The 18193-nt window shown below is 41.2% G+C and carries 15 protein-coding genes; 9 read left to right on the top strand and 6 right to left on the bottom strand.

Features of this window, described 5'->3' with window-relative positions; all coding sequences use genetic code 11:
• Positions 1-12 precede the first annotated feature (12 nt).
• From leuC to leuB, 5 genes are all read left to right on the top strand, one after another.
• Positions 13-1407, top strand: coding sequence for a 3-isopropylmalate dehydratase large subunit (gene leuC / locus B3317_RS03415; RefSeq protein WP_291108653.1), 1395 nt, complete (start codon positions 13-15; stop codon positions 1405-1407).
• A 31-nt stretch (positions 1408-1438) separates the two neighbouring features.
• Positions 1439-1786: a four helix bundle protein gene (locus B3317_RS03410; RefSeq protein WP_291108651.1), complete on the top strand. Its 348-nt coding sequence runs from the start codon at positions 1439-1441 to the stop codon at positions 1784-1786.
• A 44-nt stretch (positions 1787-1830) separates the two neighbouring features.
• Entirely contained in the window at positions 1831-2421 is a 591-nt protein-coding gene (gene leuD, locus B3317_RS03405; RefSeq protein ID WP_291108649.1) for a 3-isopropylmalate dehydratase small subunit, read from the top strand.
• Positions 2422-2501: 80 nt separating this feature from the next.
• Entirely contained in the window at positions 2502-4013 is a 1512-nt protein-coding gene (locus B3317_RS03400; protein WP_291108719.1) for an alpha-isopropylmalate synthase regulatory domain-containing protein, read from the top strand.
• A 137-nt stretch (positions 4014-4150) separates the two neighbouring features.
• Entirely contained in the window at positions 4151-5221 is a 1071-nt protein-coding gene (leuB, locus tag B3317_RS03395; protein ID WP_291108647.1) for a 3-isopropylmalate dehydrogenase, read from the top strand.
• A 147-nt stretch (positions 5222-5368) separates the two neighbouring features.
• On the opposite strand, the gene B3317_RS03390 is transcribed toward leuB, so the two are convergent.
• On the bottom strand, positions 5369-6580 hold the full coding sequence (locus tag B3317_RS03390) for a DUF418 domain-containing protein (protein ID WP_291108645.1): 1212 nt from the start codon (positions 6578-6580) through the stop codon (positions 5369-5371).
• A gap of 238 nt (positions 6581-6818) precedes the next feature.
• On the opposite strand from B3317_RS03390, the gene B3317_RS03385 reads away from it, so the two are divergent.
• Positions 6819-8615, top strand: coding sequence for a chloride channel protein (locus tag B3317_RS03385; protein ID WP_291108643.1), 1797 nt, complete (start codon positions 6819-6821; stop codon positions 8613-8615).
• Between the two features lie 108 nt (positions 8616-8723).
• Here the strand turns inward: B3317_RS03385 and B3317_RS03380 are convergent, their stop codons facing one another.
• Positions 8724-10076, bottom strand: coding sequence for a 3-keto-disaccharide hydrolase (locus B3317_RS03380; RefSeq protein WP_291108641.1), 1353 nt, complete (start codon positions 10074-10076; stop codon positions 8724-8726).
• Between the two features lie 88 nt (positions 10077-10164).
• Complete coding sequence (locus B3317_RS03375; protein ID WP_291108639.1) at positions 10165-11583, bottom strand: Gfo/Idh/MocA family oxidoreductase; 1419 nt, start codon at positions 11581-11583, stop codon at positions 10165-10167.
• Positions 11584-12084: 501 nt separating this feature from the next.
• On the opposite strand from B3317_RS03375, the gene B3317_RS03370 reads away from it, so the two are divergent.
• From B3317_RS03370 to B3317_RS03360, 3 genes are all read left to right on the top strand, one after another.
• Positions 12085-13542 (top strand): amino acid permease, encoded by a 1458-nt coding sequence (locus tag B3317_RS03370; RefSeq protein ID WP_291108637.1) that lies wholly within the window; start codon positions 12085-12087, stop codon positions 13540-13542.
• A gap of 82 nt (positions 13543-13624) precedes the next feature.
• Positions 13625-14347 (top strand): MBL fold metallo-hydrolase, encoded by a 723-nt coding sequence (locus B3317_RS03365; protein ID WP_291108635.1) that lies wholly within the window; start codon positions 13625-13627, stop codon positions 14345-14347.
• A 526-nt stretch (positions 14348-14873) separates the two neighbouring features.
• Positions 14874-15254 carry a VOC family protein gene (locus B3317_RS03360; protein ID WP_291108633.1) on the top strand — a complete coding sequence of 127 codons (381 nt, stop codon included), beginning with the start codon at positions 14874-14876 and terminating at the stop codon, positions 15252-15254.
• A 3-nt stretch (positions 15255-15257) separates the two neighbouring features.
• Here B3317_RS03360 and aroB read toward each other — a convergent pair whose 3' ends face one another.
• From aroB to B3317_RS03345, 3 genes are all read right to left on the bottom strand, one after another.
• Positions 15258-16313 (bottom strand): 3-dehydroquinate synthase, encoded by a 1056-nt coding sequence (gene aroB / locus B3317_RS03355; protein ID WP_291108631.1) that lies wholly within the window; start codon positions 16311-16313, stop codon positions 15258-15260.
• 214 nt (positions 16314-16527) lie between these two features.
• Positions 16528-17499, bottom strand: a complete 972-nt coding sequence (gene fmt / locus B3317_RS03350) for a methionyl-tRNA formyltransferase (RefSeq protein WP_291108629.1) — start codon at positions 17497-17499, stop codon at positions 16528-16530.
• A 235-nt stretch (positions 17500-17734) separates the two neighbouring features.
• Positions 17735-17950 carry a hypothetical protein gene (locus B3317_RS03345; protein ID WP_291108627.1) on the bottom strand — a complete coding sequence of 72 codons (216 nt, stop codon included), beginning with the start codon at positions 17948-17950 and terminating at the stop codon, positions 17735-17737.
• Positions 17951-18193: the final 243 nt, after the last annotated feature.

Raw genomic sequence — 18193 nt, 5'->3', positions numbered from 1 at the left:
TCAATAGAAAATATGAAAACTTTATTCGACAAAATCTGGGATGCGCACGTCGTATCTTCTGTAGAAAACGGGCCAACGCAGTTATATATCGACCGTCACTTCTGTCACGAAGTGACAAGTCCTCAGGCTTTCAATGGATTGCGTGCAAGAGGATTGTCTGTGTTTCGTCCAGATAAAACAACTATAACAGCCGACCATAATACGCCGACTATCGATCAGGATAAACCGGTAAAAGATCCTGTATCTAAGAACCAGTTGGATACGCTTTCTAAAAATGCAAAGGAATTCGGTATAGATATGTATTATCCTTTGGGGCACCAGAAAAACGGAGTTGTACACATCATCGGTCCTGAAAACGGATTTACTCAACCGGGTATGACTATCGTTTGTGGGGATAGCCACACATCTACTCACGGCGCTTTCGGTGCTATCGCCTTCGGTATAGGAACCAGCGAAGTGGAAATGGTATTGGCTTCACAGTGTGTATTGCAGACTCGTCCTAAAACAATGCGTATCACATTCAATGGGAAACTGGGCGAAGGCGTTATTGCAAAAGACTTAGCTCTTTACATGATTTCGAAACTGACAACAGGTGGCGCTACAGGCTATTTCGTTGAATATGCAGGTGAAGCTATCCGCAATATGTCGATGGAAGAACGCATGACCCTTTGCAACCTGAGTATAGAGATGGGTGCCCGTGGTGGACTTGTCGCTCCGGACGAAACGACTTTTGCTTACGTAAAAGGTCGCGAATTTGCGCCGAAAGGTGAGGATTGGGACAAGGCGCTGGCATACTGGAGAACATTGAAGACTGATGAAGGTGCCAAGTTCGACAAGGAACTTACATTCGACGCAGCCGATATTAAACCGATGATTACCTACGGAACAAATCCGGGCATGGGAATGGCTATCGACGGCACAATACCTACACTCGACCAGATAGATGAAGCCGGCCGTATCTCTTTCCAGAAATCAATGGATTATATGGGATTCAAACCGGGAGAGAGAGTGGAAGGCAAGTCTATCGATTATGTATTTCTCGGAAGCTGTACAAATGGACGCATTGAAGATTTTCGTACTTTCGCCAATTTTGTGAAAGGCAAGCAGAAAGCCGACAATGTTATCGCGTGGCTTGTACCGGGCAGTCACAAGGTAGCCGATCAGATAAAGACCGAAGGACTGGATAAAATACTTACAGATGCAGGTTTTGTTCTTCGTCAACCGGGCTGTTCTGCATGTCTTGCTATGAATGATGATAAAGTTCCTGCGGGGAAATATGCAGTATCTACATCGAACCGTAACTTCGAAGGCCGTCAGGGACCGGGTGCACGTACTATTCTTGCAGGGCCATTAGTAGCGGCAGCGGCTGCTATTACTGGTAAAATAACAGATCCGAGAACGTTTTAATGTGCCAATTTTCTAATATGCCAATGTGCCAATGAAAGAAACTGGAAATATAATCATAGATTTGTCTTTCAAATTTGCATTAGATATAATTGCTTTCTGCGAAACATTGGAGATTGGAAGGAAGTTTGTAATAGCCAATCAACTGTTAAGAAGCGGCACTTCAATCGGAGCGAATGTAAGAGAAGCTCAAAATTGTGAAAGTAAAGCTGATTTTATTCATAAAGTCAAAATAGCCGCTAAAGAAGCTGAAGACGTTGAGTATTGGTTAGAGTTATGTAAATATTCGGAGAATTACCCATTCAACGAAAAATTATTAGAAGACATTAAAACATTACAGAAAATAATTAACAAGATTATAAATACGTCCAAAAGCAGATAATTGGCACATCGGCACATTATCTCATTGGCACATTTGAAAATACAATGGAAAAATTTCAAACACTTACATCGACATACGTTCCACTACCTATCGAAAATGTGGACACTGACCAGATTATCCCTGCACGCTTTCTGAAAGCGACAGACAAAGAGGGATTCGGAAATAATCTGTTTGCAGACTGGCGTTATAACAAAGACGGAAGTCCGAAAACCGATTTCGTACTTAACAATCCTACTTATAGCGGGCAAATCCTTGTTGCCGGAAAAAACTTCGGTAGTGGTTCCAGCCGTGAACACGCTGCATGGGCAGTCGCCGGATATGGTTTCAGAGCAGTAGTATCGAGCTTTTTTGCCGATATTTTCAGGAATAACTCATTGAATAATGGTGTACTTCCCGTAGTGGTTACACCTGAGTTTCTGGCAGAAATATTCGCTAGCGTAAATGCTGATCCAAAAGCCACTTTGACTATTGATCTGGAAAAACAAACGATAATAAATAACGCGACCGGAAAATCGGAAAGTTTTGAGATCAATCCTTATAAAAAGGAATGTTTGCTGAAAGGACTGGACGATATAGACTATCTGCTCTCTAAAAAAGAGGTGACGGAGGAGTATGAGGAGCAATCAATGTTCTAATTAAATAATATGCCGATGTGCCAATATTTTCGATACTCATTGGCACATTGGCACATTATTCACATTGGCATATTACAGTTATGATAGAAATAATGGATACTACCCTGAGAGATGGGGAACAGACGTCTACCGTCTCGTTTTCGGCTCAGGAGAAGATGAGTATAGCACATTTGCTTCTTGTCGATCTGGGGGTTAACCGTATTGAAGTAGCCTCAGCACGGGTTTCGAATGGAGAATTTGAAACTGTAAAGAAGATTGCTTCATGGGCAAAAGCAACCGGGCATATCGATAAGATTGAAATACTCGGCTTTATAGATAAGGGCGCGTCTATCAACTGGATTAAAGACGCAGGTTGCCGGACTATCAATCTCTTGACAAAGGGATCGTACAAACACGTAACCGAGCAATTGAGAAAGACTCCGGAACAACATCTGGAGGATATCAGATACGAAGTCGGGCTTGCTGAGAAGATGGGTATAACCGTAAATGTTTATCTGGAAGACTGGTCGAACGGGATAATGAACTCTGAAGACTATGTGTATTTTATGATGGACGGAATGAAAGATTTACCCATCAGACGGTTTATGCTTCCCGATACCTTAGGTGTTCTCAACCCTCATAGTGTATGGCGTTGTTGCCGCCGGATGATAAACCGTTATCCGAATCTGCATTTCGATTTTCATGCGCACAACGATTATGATTTGGCCGTAGCTAATACAATGGTAGCGGCCGAAGTGGGAGTAAAAGGTGTGCATGTTACAATGAACGGGTTGGGCGAACGTGCCGGAAATGCATCGTTGTCCAGTGTGATTGCCGTATTCCATGACCAGTTGAAACTGGAAACTTCTATAAAAGAGGATAAGCTGAATAAGGTAAGCCGTGTAGTGGAAAGTTATTCGGGAATAAATATCGCAGCTAATCAGCCGATTGTAGGAGACAATGTATTTACACAATGTGCCGGGATACATGCCGATGGCGACAATAAGAATAACCTTTATTATAATGACCTGTTCCCGGAACGCTTCGGACGTGTACGGGAGTATGCATTAGGTAAGCTGTCTGGTAAGTCCAATATCCGTAAAAATATTGAGGCGCTTGGTATAGAGCTCGATGAGGAGGATATGATGAAGGTAACCAACCGTGTTATCGAATTGGGTGATAAGAAAGAAATCATAACACAGGACGACCTGCCATACATTATTTCTGATGTATTGAAGAACAATGAGAAGGAAAAACGGATAAAAATCCTTTCCTTTGCATTCCTTCTCACCAAAGGTTTGCGCCCGACTGCTACTGTACGTATCGAAATCGACGGACAGGAACATGAATGGACTGCACCCGGAGACGGACAGTATCATGCCTTCTCAAAAGCATTGTGGAAGATATATTCACGTCTGAATAAGCCGACTCCTACGTTGACTAACTATGCGGTATATATTCCGCCGGGAGGACGTACCGACGCATTGGTGCAAACTGTAATTACCTGGGAGTTTAACGGGAAGAGCTTCAAGACCAGGGGACTCGACGCCGACCAGACAGAGGCGGCTGTAAAAGCTACAGAGAAGATGTTGAACATGATAGAGGATATGTAACAAATATGAAAATTAATTAATGTGCTAATATGCGAATGTGCCAATAGTGCAAAGCGATAGATAAGCAGAGAGAGTAGTATATTAGTAACTTGTTATTTAGAAAAGAAAAAATATATAGAACAATAAAAAAATATATAATGAAATTAAACATCGCAGTACTTCCCGGCGACGGGATCGGACCCGAAATTATCGGGCAGGCTTTGAGAGTGACAGAAGCCATTTGTGAAAAATTCGGGCATGAGCTTAGTTATGAATATGGGGTAGTGGGCGCAACCGCTATCGATCAGGTTGGCAATCCTTATCCGGATGGAACTCATGAGTTGTGTATGTCGTCCGATGCCGTACTCTTCGGAGCTATAGGCGATCCTAAATATGACAATAACCCATCGGCCAAAGTACGTCCCGAACAAGGGCTACTGGCTATGCGCAAGAAACTGGGATTATATGCAAATATCCGTCCGGTTTCTACTTTTCCGTCTTTGATACACAAATCTCCGTTGCGCGCCGACTTAGTAGACGGAGCTGATTTTATGTGTATCCGCGAACTTACCGGAGGACTTTATTTCGGACGTCCGCAAGGCCGTAGCGAAGATGGGGATACTGCATACGATACATGTGTATATACGCGTGAGGAGGTAGAGCGCATTCTCCACCTTTCTTACAAATATGCCCGTATGCGCCGCAAGAAGGTGACTGTAGTAGACAAGGCGAATGTGCTTTGTACTTCCCGCTTGTGGAGACAGGTTGCGCAAGAGATAGAAAAACAATATCCGGATGTGGAAACCGAATATATGTTTGTGGACAATGCTGCTATGCAGATTATCCAATGGCCGAAACGCTTCGATGTACTTGTAACCGAAAATCTTTTCGGAGATATCCTTACCGACGAGGCATCTGTTATTACAGGCTCACTGGGTATGCTGCCGTCGGCATCTATAGGTATCCATACATCTGTATTCGAACCTATACACGGGTCGTATCCGCAGGCAGCAGGTAAGAATATAGCTAACCCGCTGGCAACAATATTATCGGCGGCACTGATGTTTGAATATGCTTTCGATTTGCATGAAGAAGGCGCGCTTATCCGTCAGGCTGTGGCCGCTTCGATGGATGCGGGTGTTGTTACTGAGGATATAGCTTCTAAAGACGGAGAAAAACATTCTACATCTGAAGTCGGTGACTGGATTGTGGATTATGTGAAGAAGTAAGTTGTTCATGAAATACAGAAAAGGTATCATTTCTTGATACCTTTTGTCATTGGCTCCGCTTCGCTCTGCCGAACGTTGTTTCTGAACGGAGTGAAGAATGCCGTCTTATTTGACAAGATTCTTCACTCCGTTGAGAATGACAAGTAATTATCCTTTTCTCTTTAAAGGTACGGGTTTAAGCCATGTCAGAATTCTCCATATCCATTCTACCGGACCATAATAGAAACGTTTTATCCACCAGTTGCTATAAAATATCTGGAATGCACAGACTGCTAATCCGGCCAGAGCGCATTGAAGGAAACTGCATGATACGGCCATATTCAGCCCGAAACCGTAGAATATAAAGACTCCCAAGAGAGACTGCATCATGTAATTGGTAACACTCATACGTCCGACAGGAGCCAATCTTTCTAATGCATTTTTACCCGCAACCGTTTTATAGTAGAGCAAAGTAAAGCCGCAGATATAAATTGTCATCATACCCAGATTTGCATATGTAGTGAACAGGCCTTTCCCTACAGCCAGAGCATAATCTTTAACTCCGAAAAGCGGCAGGAGCAATACTATAGCATAAAAGAATACAAACCACAGGAAAGCATAGGGTAGTACCTGTTTGCTATATTTTATCATTTTCTCTTCGCTCTTATGGATTCCGTAACGGCCAATCAGCAGACCGACAATAAACAGCCCTGCAAGTTGGAGATAGCGGTAAACATCTATAAACCACATCATCTTTGCTGTTTGCCCTTCCACTGCATTGAATTTTATCATATCCCGGAAAGAACCATTGATAAACATATCGGCACTTTTTTCGAATAGTCCGTTCATGCGGATATTAAATGCATCGGGAGTATTGGGTACATTATTACTCATCAGAGAAATGAATTGTATAACCTGCGGTATTTGTAGAAACAAGAGGAACGCGATGCCTGCCAGCCACTTTGCAGGTACTTTGTATAGAGGGATGAGTATCAGTCCCAATGTAGCGTATATAACGAAGAATTCGCCCATATATATCAACCCGTTGATATAACCCAGTGCAAATAATATTACCAGCCGCCATACGAATCTTAGCCGGAAATCATTGCCTTTCTCTGCCTGTGAATCCATTTGTATAAAGAAACTCAAGCCGAACAAAAGGGAAAATATAGCGTAAGATTTTCCCTGAAACAAAAAGTGGATGATATCGTTTACAGCAGTGTCTATCCATTGCCAGAATGGAGAATCCAGAATAGGGGTATATGTGAGGTCGAAGTGCTCCATACTATGCAGTAACATTATGCCCATTAGGGAGAAGCCCCTTAAGGCATCTATAGAACTGATACGTTTCTTTGGTGTGATTGCAATGTCTTGTTTCATGGTGTATTTAGTTTATGCTGCAAATATAGGCCTAGAGGGTTTCAATACCCTGTATATTTTGAGCATAAAAGGCAAAAATTCGGTCATTCTTATTTTATATACATTCTGTAAGTATCCCAAAAGCAGGAATACAGCTAAATCCAGGCAGGAAAAAGGAGGATTCTTAACACTATCGATTTGAATAAATATTTATTAGTCTGACTTATTTTTTATACTTTTGGAATTCAATAATTAAAAAATGAAATTTGATAAAATATACAATAACCTCCTTGTCTGGAAAGCCAAGAATGTCAAGGAAAAACAATTGGTCATATTCGTAAGTTTCCTTATCGGGATATTTACGGCTTTGGCCGCCTATATACTGAAAAGCCTGATACATCTGATACAACACTTCCTTACATCTCAGTTTTTGACCGAAGGAGCAAATTATATATATCTGATAACACCAGCTGTAGGTATTCTTATAGCTGGACTCTTCGTAAAATATGTTGTACGGGATGATATCAGTCACGGGGTAACAAAAATATTGTATGCTATTTCGCAGCGTAAAAGTTTTATCAAACTTCATAATGTTTATACTTCCATTATAGCCAGTTCCATCACTATCGGATTCGGGGGATCGGTAGGAGCGGAGGCTCCTATTGTACTGACCGGATCGGCTATCGGGTCCAATCTCGGGCGGCTATTTAAGGTTGAACAAAGATACCTGATGCTGCTTATCGGTTGCGGTGCGGCAGGTGCCATTGCGGGTATTTTCAAGGCTCCTATTGCCGGACTGGTGTTTGTCGTAGAAGTTTTATTGCTCGACCTTACTACTTTTACGGTATTGCCGCTTCTGGTAACGTCTGTGACTGCTGCTACACTTTCATATTTGACAATGGGAACCAAGGCCATGTTCAGTTATGCGCATACAGATGTGTTTATCTTGGAGCGTATCCCTATGGTTATCCTGCTCGGTATTTTCTGTGGTGTGGTGTCTCTCTATTTTACCCGTGCGATGAACTGGATAGAAGATATATTCCGGAAACTTAGCTATTGGCAGAAATACGGACTCGGTGCAACTGTGCTGAGTATACTCATATTCCTGATGCCTCCGCTTTATGGCGAAGGCTATGATACGATAAATGCATTGATTAGTGGCAGCAGGGAATACGGCGCATTGCTCGATAACAGTTTGTTCTTCCAGTTTAAAGATTTCCGCTGGACTATCATTATTTTCCTTGGCGGGGTTTTATTGATGAAGGTATTCGCTTCCAGTTCTACAAATGGTGCCGGAGGTACAGGGGGGATATTTGCTCCGTCGTTGTTCCTCGGTTGTATTGCCGGATTTATATTTGCATACGCAGCTAACCACTCTGAGTTCAGCCAGTATCTGCCTTTATTACCGGAAGAAAATTTTGCCTTGATGGGGATGGCCGGTGTGATGGCCGGAGTGATGCATGCGCCGTTGACAGGGACGTTCCTGATTGCAGAATTGACCGGAGGATATGAATTGTTATTACCTCTTATGATAGTTTCGATCTGTTCTTATGCTTTTATCAAGATATTTGAGCCGCACAGTATTTATTCGATGCGTCTGGCTAAAAAGGGAGAGTTACTTACTCACCATAAAGATAAAGCCGTATTGACTCTGATGAATATTAACCGGTTGATAGAAACTAACTTCCAAACTGTACATCCTGAGATGACATTGGGTGAGATGGTGAAAGTGATATCGAGTTCGTCCCGTAATGTTTTTCCTGTGGTGGACGACAGGAATCGCTTTTTGGGTATTGTACTGATAGATAATATAAGGAACATAATGTTCCGTCCCGAATTATATAACCGTTTCAAGATTTCGCGTGTTATGACATCTCCGCCTGCAATTATTGTAGTGGGTATGACAATGGAAAGGATAATGAAGCATTTTGATGAAACCAAAGCATGGAATCTGCCTGTAATAGATGAAAACGATGTATATCTCGGATTTATCTCCAAATCGAATATACTGGATGTTTACAGGGAAGTGCTTGTCGATAATTTTGCCGAAGATTAAAAGGATATCAGTAGTTGAATAAATTATTCTGAGTGCAGCATAATAATACATAGATGAGAAAGCCCGGATATTTAGTTTATCCGGACTTTTCTACTATTCAAAATAATATTACTTCAATTCTTTGATCTTCACATTCTTGAACCATACTTCGTCGCCATGATCCTGTAAAAGGATGTTACCTTCGGCAGCATTTCCAAAGTTAGGCCAATCACGGTACTTACTGTAATTAACCAAAGCCTTCCACATATCGTTATTGCGCTCATACTCCAGAATTTTCACACCATTCAGCCAGTGTTCCACTTTATTATCCTTAACCACGACCACGGCTGTATTGAAGTCCTTCTTATTGAAAGGCTTATTTTCCGGTGCCGGAATAAGGTCGTAAAGAGATCCAAGTTTGCGGTTCCCTCTAACTCCCAGTTTAGCATCAGGATGCTTATCATCATCAAGGATCTGGAATTCGCAGCCGATAGCAGACCCTTCGCCTTTATTCAGATCTGGATTCACAAAATACTTGACACCACTATTGGCTCCTTCGGTAATTTTGAAATCGACACTTAGTATGAAGTTTTTATATTTACGTGTGGTAACGATATCTCCACCGTTAGTAGATTCTCCACCACCACTTTTCAACACTTTCAATATACCGTTGTCTATTACCCAGCCTTTTTCCGGGAAATTACTGATTTTAGCTCCACGCCAGCCGTTTGTGGTTTTACCGTCCCATAAGAGAGCCCAACCCTCTTTCGCTTCTTTAGGCGAAATTGTATTTACTATACAATTGACCTGAGGTGCATCATTAGCATCCGAAGTCTTGTATTTTTCTACATCAGTAGTGCAAATTCGGATATCTTTCCAACTTACGGTTTTTCCTTCCTGAGCCTTATCTCCAATCGCATGAACCTGTAAGGCAATAAATCCCTCAAGCGTCATATCGTCCCAGATATTAGCGCAGGCGATACCATTTACCCATGTGCGGATAGAACTACCGATGGCCTCTATTCTCGCTTTATTCCATTGCCCGTTCTTAAAGGCTGTACGTGCCGACGGATTCACCGTCATCGGATAAAGCCAGTTACGGCGTGCTTCGTCATAGATACCTCCTGTCCATGCACGTTCGGCAGGATCTATTTCGAACTGGTAACCGTGTACCCGTCCATTCTGATAATCTTTAAGGCTCAGACTACGAAATTGCACACCGGAGTTTAACCCGTCATCCACTTTAAAGTCAAATTCAAGGATAAAATCCCCATAATTCTTCTCCGTAGCTAAAAAAGTATTGGGGGTATTCATCTTCGAGATACCGACAATAGTACCATCCACAACTTTATATTCGGCTTTCCCGTTGAGCTTTTTCCAGCCTTTCAGATTCTTGCCGTTAAATAATGGTTCCCATTTTTCCTGTGCAGATATTGCTGCTGTAAACAAAAGAAGAATGGCTAATAATATATTCTTATTCATCTTGATTTAATATAGTTGACAAGTTACGAGTCACAAATCGGCTGACGCACAAACGGCGTAAAGCGATTCATAACTCATAACCTATAATTTATAATTTATAAAAATCTTCCCAGCCCTTACGTGGAGGAATGCCCGTAAGCATCGCATTGGCAAAGGCATTGTTTGTTATCTGCTTGGTACGGCTGTCGAAATGGAACTTTGTATTCAGACGTTGTGCCATTACTCCAAGAGAGAATACCTGACTCAACGGGCCATGTATTTCGAAAGGAGAACGGGTCTTCTCAACCCCTGTACAAGCCAGCAAGAAATTAGCAAAATGGTTTGAAGGGCTTTTGGGAACTTCCGGAAGTTTCGATGCCATATCTTTAGCCTTCGACTCAGGGATAATAGAAAGTGTACTACCGTGAGATGCACCTTTAAAGGTCAATTCTTTACTATAAATAATCTTACCCGGATTAATCGTTGTTTTCTTGATTTCTCCTGCCCCGGAAGCCGGAATATTAGGATCTAAAGCCGATTCTCCGTATCCCTCCGGTATTGGAGGAAGATTATCTACTCCATCATACCACGTAATGTCACAAGGCGGCATTTCTCCTCTCGGACCAAATTTAAACTGAATAGTAGAGTCTGTAGGGAAGAAATAATCGTTATGTCCGGTCAGTTTTATAGGATTGATTTCATAAGGTAGGCCTAAATCGAGGAACTCATGTACGGTATCGAGAATGTGTGCGCCCCAGTCTCCCAGTGCTCCCATCCCGAAATCGTACCAAGAACGCCATTCTCCGTTATGATATTTATCACTGTATTCATGATATGGTACGGCACAATGCCATGTCATCCAGTCCAATGTACTTGGAATAGGTTGCGCTTCGGGATACTTATATATATTTACATCCCATCCATGCCATCTGCGAGGATTATTCATATGGGCAACTACGGAGGTCACATCTTTGATAATCCCTGCATCCTGCCAGGCTTTGAACTGAAAATAATTGGCTTCGGAGTGCCCCTGATTACCCACTTGTGTTACTACATTCGGGTATTTACGGGCTGCCTGCATCATCAGTTCAGCCTCAAGGAATGTACGCGCCATAGGTTTTTCCACATATACGTGCTTTCCATGCGCCATAGCCATCATCGTAACCGGAAAATGCGCGAAATCGGGTATAGCTATGGCAACTGCCTCAAACTCGTTGCCTATTTTATCGAACATTACTCTGAAATCCTTAAACTGTTTGGCCTTCGGATATTTAGCTATTACTTTCTGTGTCTGTTTTGCTCCCATATCCACGTCGCAAAGAGCAACAACATTTACAAGTCCTGTTTTTTCAAAATCTCCAATAATCTGTTCGCCCCTGTTACCAATACCTATATAGGCAATATTAACCTTTCTGTTCGCCCCTACAACCCGGTTGTAGCTCTCGGCGTTCATTGTACCAATGCCACCGACAGCTAGCCCGGCTGAGGCTACTGCGGCTCTTTTCAAAAAATTTCTGCGTGTTACCATGATTTAGTATTTTGAGTTTAAATTAGAGTTAAAATAGCATTATTATATAATCTGGGTATATACACCTGTTATTCTGGGATACAGCAAAAAACACCATATCCCTTATATTTATTTCAATTTGAACAGAATGATTGACATCCGGATGAATAGATATATACGAATTACTTAAATTAATAGGTTCTGTTGAGAAAACTTTAACAAAATAACTAATATATAACCTAACTTCAAAATATGTGTGCGAACACACACTGCTGTAAATAATACATAAAAATCTGAATAAAAATACTTTAACCACCAAAACAAATAACCCTGAATCAAAATATGTTTTACAACATGTTTTATATTATTCAAAACAATTGTTTTACAAAAAAAATGCATCTTTAAAATATCAAAAAAAATAATTTTATCAACAACACAAAATAAATATAATCATTTTGATACAATATAGATAATTTATATTTCAAAAAGTATTATTTTTGGAAACAAAATATATAAAAAAATATGAAACATCAGTTATTCCGAAAAAAAGATATAACGTCCTTGCTTCAGGATTCTTTTCAAGAGAAAGGTGGGTTGAAAAGAACCCTGACTACCGGACACCTTATAGCTTTGGGTATAGGAGCAATTATCGGAACAGGTATTTTTGTTCTCACGGGAACAGCTGCCGCTAATTATGCAGGACCGGCCCTTACCATATCTTTTATTATTTCTGCTTTAGGTTGTGCTATGGCCGGATTATGCTACGCCGAATTCGCCTCAATGATTCCCGTTGCAGGCAGCGCATATTCATACAGCTATTCTACATTGGGCGAATTCTTCGCGTGGTTTATAGGCTGGGATCTGATTTTGGAATATCTGTTTACAGCAGGAACTGTAGCTGTGGGTTGGTCAGGATATTTTGTCAGTTTCCTCGACGATTTCGGAATACACATACCCCAGAATATGCGAATGGCGCCTTTCGATCACACTAGTGCCGATGGATGGTTTACAACGGGTAGCGTAATTAACTTCCCTGCGATGTTTATTGTTGCCGTCATGTCGGTATTGCTCATAAGAGGCATAAGTCAGTCCGCTACATTAAACAATATCATAGTTGTGGTAAAGGTAGTCGTCATCCTGCTTTTCATTGGCTTCGGATTATCATATATAGACACAAGCAACTGGTCGCCATACATTCCTCAAAATACAGGTGAATTCGGACATTTCGGCTGGAGTGGTATTTTTCGCGGGGCGGCCGTCATATTTTTTGCATATATCGGATTCGATGCCGTATCTACAACTGCACAGGAAGCAAAGAATCCACAGAAGGATATGCCGAAGGGTATATTGATTTCCCTACTCATTTGTACAATCCTGTATATTGCAGTAACTGCCGTTTTAACAGGAATAGCACATTACTCCGAACTAAGCGTTCCAGCTCCTATCGCATTGGCAATAGATAAAGCAGGTGATGACCTGCATTGGTTGCGATTGCCTGTAAAGATAGGCGCAATAGCCGGTTTAAGCTCCGTAATATTAGTAATGATGCTTGCCCAGTCACGCATCTTCTATACAATATCGAGGGACGGGTTGCTACCGGAGTTCTTCTCTAAAGTGCATACAAGATTCAATACACCCCATAATTCGACCATTGTAACAAGTATAGCAGTAGGTCTTATTGCAGGTTTACTACCAATTAATATACTCGGAGAATTAGTCTCTATCGGAACATTGATGGCGTTTACGCTTGTATGTATTTCCATTGTGATACTGCGTAAAACCCGCCCGGATGTTAACCGTCCATTTAAAACACCATGGGTACCTCTGGTTCCAATATTGGGAGCTTTGATCTGCCTGTCTCAAATGGTGGCTTTGCCATTAGACACATGGTTAAGGTTAATCGTATGGATGCTGATAGGCTTTGTTATCTACTTTGCTTATGGAATAAAGCACAGTAAGCTGAATAAACCCAAAACTTAATCAAAACTTCAAATTGGCTGCCAGAACTAAATGACGAGTATATTGTTAAAAAAGGAAGCACCAATTATTTACCAGAAAGAAAATGAAGCTTACATACATCTACCATAGCGGGTATGCTATTGAGACGAAAGACTTTACTGTCATTATAGACTATTATAAAGATTCCGATGATAATCTCCGCGAAGGCATCGTACATAAAAAGCTCCTTAAAAATAAAGGCAGGCTTTATGTACTATCCACCCATTCACATGCAGACCATTTCAATTCCGACATACTGAAATGGAAGGACTTGAAGAAAGATATCATATACATCTTCTCGAAAGACATTCTGGACAACCGGATGGCCAATGAAGAAGACGCCATATACCTCGACAAATTAGACGTATATAAAGACCATAATATCATTATCCGCGCATTCGGCTCCACCGACTTAGGAGTGTCGTATCTCATTCATATTAAAGATAAGACCATATTTCATGCCGGAGACCTTAACAACTGGCACTGGAACGAAGAGTCTACCGAAGAAGAGATCCGGGAAGCCGAAGCCTTTTATCAGAATGAACTGGATCTGCTTGCCGCCAATGTAAAGCATATCGATATGGCGATGTTCCCTGTCGACCCTCGCCTGGGTAAAGACTATATGAAAGGGGTGGAACAATTTATAGATGCAATACAAACAACCGGCATTGCTCCCATGCATTTTGGCGAAGCGTATGACAAGGCCTCAGCTTTTGCTCCTTACGCAGCAGTAAAGGGAAGTAAGGCAGTCCAGTGGCAACAACGGGGCGAGGATATTGAATTTTGAACGGATAAAGCTAAGTATTCAGTTAGCAGTTAACAGTCATCAGTCATCAGTTAACAGTTAGCAGTAAACAACCCGTAACTGCCCGCAGAGCGAAGAAATAACATTCGCCGAAGCGAAGGCGAGGCAAACTTGTAACTGTTAAAAGGTAACAAAGGTAACACTTATTTCAGTTAATAGTAAACAGTCAGCAGTTAACAACTCGTATCTTGTTTACTCGTAACCTGTAACTGCCCGCAGGGCGAAGTAACTCGTAACTGTTAAAAAGTTACAAAAGTTACACTTTTTCCTCTATTTTTTATCTGTTACTTTTTTCCCTCTCTGTAAGTCCCCCTTGGGGGATTGAGGGGGCTGATTCATTTTTTCAAAGAACTACAAGCTAACAGCTAAAGGCTACCGGCTCCAATTATATAGATAATTTTTTTCAAAAAGATAAAATTGGGAGTTTGCCTTGGTTATAATCCGATAATATGCCATTAAATTCCATCTATTGCTTATTTTTGTAACTCACCATCAAAACAAGACTATTATGGAAATAAAAGGAAGATTCGACCATTTTAACATCAATGTGACCGACCTCGACAAGAGTATAGCTTTCTACCATAAAGCACTCGGCCTAAAAGAAATAAAGCGCAAGGAAGCCGGAGACGGTTCATTTATACTTGTATATCTGGGAGATAGTTTCAGCCCGTTCTCGCTTGAACTGACATGGCTTAGAGACCATCCTCAACCATACGAACTGGGAGACAACGAAAGCCACTTGTGCATCCGTGTAGAAGGAGATTACGACCAGGTGCGGGAATTCCACCGCGAAATGGGATGCGTCTGCTACGAAAATCATAATATGGGGCTGTACTTCATCAATGACCCTGATGATTACTGGATCGAAGTATTACCTGTTATCATCTGATAATCAGAGTCCCACACTTTCCCTTAAGAAATCAATCGAATCGAATATATCTTCTTTAGTTGCGGTTCGGTTGATTTCTATTTTACCCACATCCGACAGGAAGGTGAAATTCACCGTGTCCGATTCGTTCTTCTTGTCATGCTTCATATATTCGTATAGCTGCTCATAATGATCGCAGTCGAAAAAGAACCCCTCATAGTTATCTTTTATAAAATAGACGGTCTTGTATAGCTTATCCTTAGGGAAACCACAGTATTTCTGTGATAAGTATAGTTCACAAACAATTCCCCATGCTACGGCATAACCGTGTTGTATAGGTCTGCCAACTTCATATGAAAGGCTTTCGAATGCATGGCCGATGGTATGTCCCAGATTCAGTGCCTTACGGATGCCTTTTTCGAAAGGGTCTATTTCAACAATACGCTCCTTTACGGCAACCGAATCGACAACCAATTGTTTCAGTTTATCATAATCTATTTCTTCGGTATCGAAAGACAAAGTTGCCTTCCACTCTTTATCACTGTCTATAAGCCCGTGCTTGACCATTTCGGCATAGCCCGACAGGAAATTCTGATGGTCGAGGCTACGGAAAAACACGGAGTCGATTAAAACCGTCTCGGCCGGGGCAAAAGCTCCTATTTCATTTTTCAATCCGTTGAAGTTGATTCCGGTCTTTCCCCCTACTGCCGCATCCACAGCACCAAGCAGGGTGGTAGGTATATTAATGCACTTTATCCCGCGTTTGAAACTTGCCGCTGCGAATCCGCCTATATCGGTGAGCATACCTCCCCCCAGATTGATAAGCAGGGAGTGGCGTGTTGCTCCGTTCTCTGAAAGATACTTCCATATTGACGACAGGGACTCTATATTCTTGTTATTGTCTCCTGCCTTTATTATTATCTTGCCTGCCCGCGTTACCTGTTCATTATCCTTCACCAGCGGATAGCATAACTTTTCCGTGTTTTCGTCTGTCAGGATAAACAGCTTATCAAAAGCCAGCTGGCTAAGGATATGTGATAAATCTTTATTGAGGTTGTTTGATTTTATAACTTTCTGCATTGTTTTTATATTGTTAAAAGGTAACAAAGGTTACACATTTATATTCTTTCTCCCTATGTATTTAACAGTAGACTCTCTAAATCCCGTATTAAATTAATCTTCATTCACAATATATTGTTAAAAAGTAACAGATGTAACACATTTTCGATACTTTATCATCCTGTTACTTTTCTTATCCGGAAGTATTCTTTTAACCTGACATATAGATAAAATATCATATAAAATATGCATTCTCTCCAAACTTATATCCCCTAAGTAATTCATCTGTTTTCATAGCCCTCTTACCCGGAAATTGTATTTCTGTAACATTGATGTATCCATCGGGACAAGCAACATGGAGATATGACTTATTATCTGTCCGGAGATTGCCTGCCGGAGATTGCCCCTCACTTTTTATTTTTTCAGATACATATATTTTTACCGTCTGCACTTCTTTTCCTGCCTCGTGCAGCTCCGTCCATGCGGCAGGATAAGGAGATAATCCCCGTATAAGGTTATATATTTCATCCACAGGCTTATTCCAATCTATCCGGCAAGTCTCTTTGAATATCTTCGGGGCTGCTTTCAGTTCCTTTTCGTCTACAAATAACTGCTCTTGTGCCACTGCATCTGCTTTATCTTCGAGTATCAGGTCTACAGTACGGCGAACAAGTTCCGCGCCAATATGCATCAATTCGTCATGAATCTTTCCGGCATTGTCTTTTTCGCCTATTTCCTGTTTTTCGCTAAGGATTATTTTACCTGTATCTATTTCATGTGTGAGGAAGAAGGTAGTCACTCCGGTTTCCTTTTCGCCGTTGATAATCGCCCAGTTGATCGGCGCGGCACCCCGGTATTGCGGAAGTAGCGAACCATGCAGGTTGAAAGTGCCCAGACGCGGCATATCCCAGACCACTTCGGGTAGCATGCGAAAAGCAACCACAATTTGCAGATCGGCATTCCATGCCTTCAGATCGTTCAGAAAAACTTCATCTTTCAGCTTTTCGGGTTGAAGCAAAGGTAAATCATGTTCAAGGGCATATTTCTTTACCGCCGAATATTGTATCTTGTGTCCCCGTCCTCCCGGCTTATCGGGCATAGTGATTACACCCACTACATTATATCCGTTTTCTACAAGTTTCCGCAAGCTCTCCACCGCAAAGTCGGGAGTACCCATAAAAACGATTCGTAAGTCTTTCTTATTCATCTGTGATTTTGATTTCTTCACAACAAAAGTAGCTAAAAAACAAATCTCCCCCAAAGGTACGGGAACACAAAGTTATCCTTTGCGCTTAGAGCCTTAGCGGGAGTAATATATATTTTCTTTTATCCTTGATTTACCGGACAGGATTTAAAATAACAGATAGGATTTTATGATATATTATTGGGCATAACTTACCATTGCAGTTCTACCAGCCAAAGTTATAGATGGGTTTGCGATCTTATTTCCCTTTATTGCTGTTAAATAAATCTTTCTTGAAAAACAGGACGCGTATAAGCCAAAGCACAAAGCAAGTAACACATACGATGGCGATAGTTGCCCCCGAGCGTAAAATTATACTCAACGAAATAGGCTGAATATCCCACAGAGCCAATACGGTAAGGGTGGCTCCTGTAAGAATTATAACAGCAGATAATATACCGATAAAGATTTTCATAAATACTTACTGTTAAAAGGTTTATTCTTTCGCAAAGATAGAAAAGTATAGAATAGATATTTTTTATCTTTTCATAATTTTGATTAAAAAAGCATGTTAATAACCAAAAATGTTTTATTCGAATCAGTAGTTGGATTTTAATGTTCTATTTCATTAGTCATTTTCTCGCAATGGCATAATTCAAATAAATTTGATTCTGCCTTCATTGCTTAACGAAAACGTTCGTTTTTTTTATGCACATAA

This window comes from Dysgonomonas sp. UBA7710, from assembly GCF_002482385.1.
Taxonomy (GTDB): domain Bacteria; phylum Bacteroidota; class Bacteroidia; order Bacteroidales; family Dysgonomonadaceae; genus Dysgonomonas.
The sequence above is the reverse complement of the archived record's forward strand: the minus strand, read 5'-3'. Positions and strand labels throughout refer to the sequence as shown.

What these genes read in the sequence shown, in the direction of transcription:
- B3317_RS03360 (WP_291108633.1), top strand. Translation starts at nt 14,874, where the DNA reads ATGGAAATAAAAGGAAGATTCGACCATTTTAACATCAATGTGACCGAC.
- B3317_RS03385 (WP_291108643.1), top strand. Translation starts at nt 6,819, where the DNA reads ATGAAATTTGATAAAATATACAATAACCTCCTTGTCTGGAAAGCCAAG.
- leuB (WP_291108647.1), top strand. Translation starts at nt 4,151, where the DNA reads ATGAAATTAAACATCGCAGTACTTCCCGGCGACGGGATCGGACCCGAA.
- aroB (WP_291108631.1), bottom strand. Translation starts at nt 16,313, where the DNA reads ATGCAGAAAGTTATAAAATCAAACAACCTCAATAAAGATTTATCACAT.
- leuD (WP_291108649.1), top strand. Translation starts at nt 1,831, where the DNA reads ATGGAAAAATTTCAAACACTTACATCGACATACGTTCCACTACCTATC.
- B3317_RS03370 (WP_291108637.1), top strand. Translation starts at nt 12,085, where the DNA reads ATGAAACATCAGTTATTCCGAAAAAAAGATATAACGTCCTTGCTTCAG.
- fmt (WP_291108629.1), bottom strand. Translation starts at nt 17,499, where the DNA reads ATGAATAAGAAAGACTTACGAATCGTTTTTATGGGTACTCCCGACTTT.
- leuC (WP_291108653.1), top strand. Translation starts at nt 13, where the DNA reads ATGAAAACTTTATTCGACAAAATCTGGGATGCGCACGTCGTATCTTCT.
- B3317_RS03410 (WP_291108651.1), top strand. Translation starts at nt 1,439, where the DNA reads ATGAAAGAAACTGGAAATATAATCATAGATTTGTCTTTCAAATTTGCA.
- B3317_RS03375 (WP_291108639.1), bottom strand. Translation starts at nt 11,583, where the DNA reads ATGGTAACACGCAGAAATTTTTTGAAAAGAGCCGCAGTAGCCTCAGCC.
- B3317_RS03400 (WP_291108719.1), top strand. Translation starts at nt 2,502, where the DNA reads ATGATAGAAATAATGGATACTACCCTGAGAGATGGGGAACAGACGTCT.
- B3317_RS03345 (WP_291108627.1), bottom strand. Translation starts at nt 17,950, where the DNA reads ATGAAAATCTTTATCGGTATATTATCTGCTGTTATAATTCTTACAGGA.
- B3317_RS03365 (WP_291108635.1), top strand. Translation starts at nt 13,625, where the DNA reads ATGAAGCTTACATACATCTACCATAGCGGGTATGCTATTGAGACGAAA.
- B3317_RS03380 (WP_291108641.1), bottom strand. Translation starts at nt 10,076, where the DNA reads ATGAATAAGAATATATTATTAGCCATTCTTCTTTTGTTTACAGCAGCA.
- B3317_RS03390 (WP_291108645.1), bottom strand. Translation starts at nt 6,580, where the DNA reads ATGAAACAAGACATTGCAATCACACCAAAGAAACGTATCAGTTCTATA.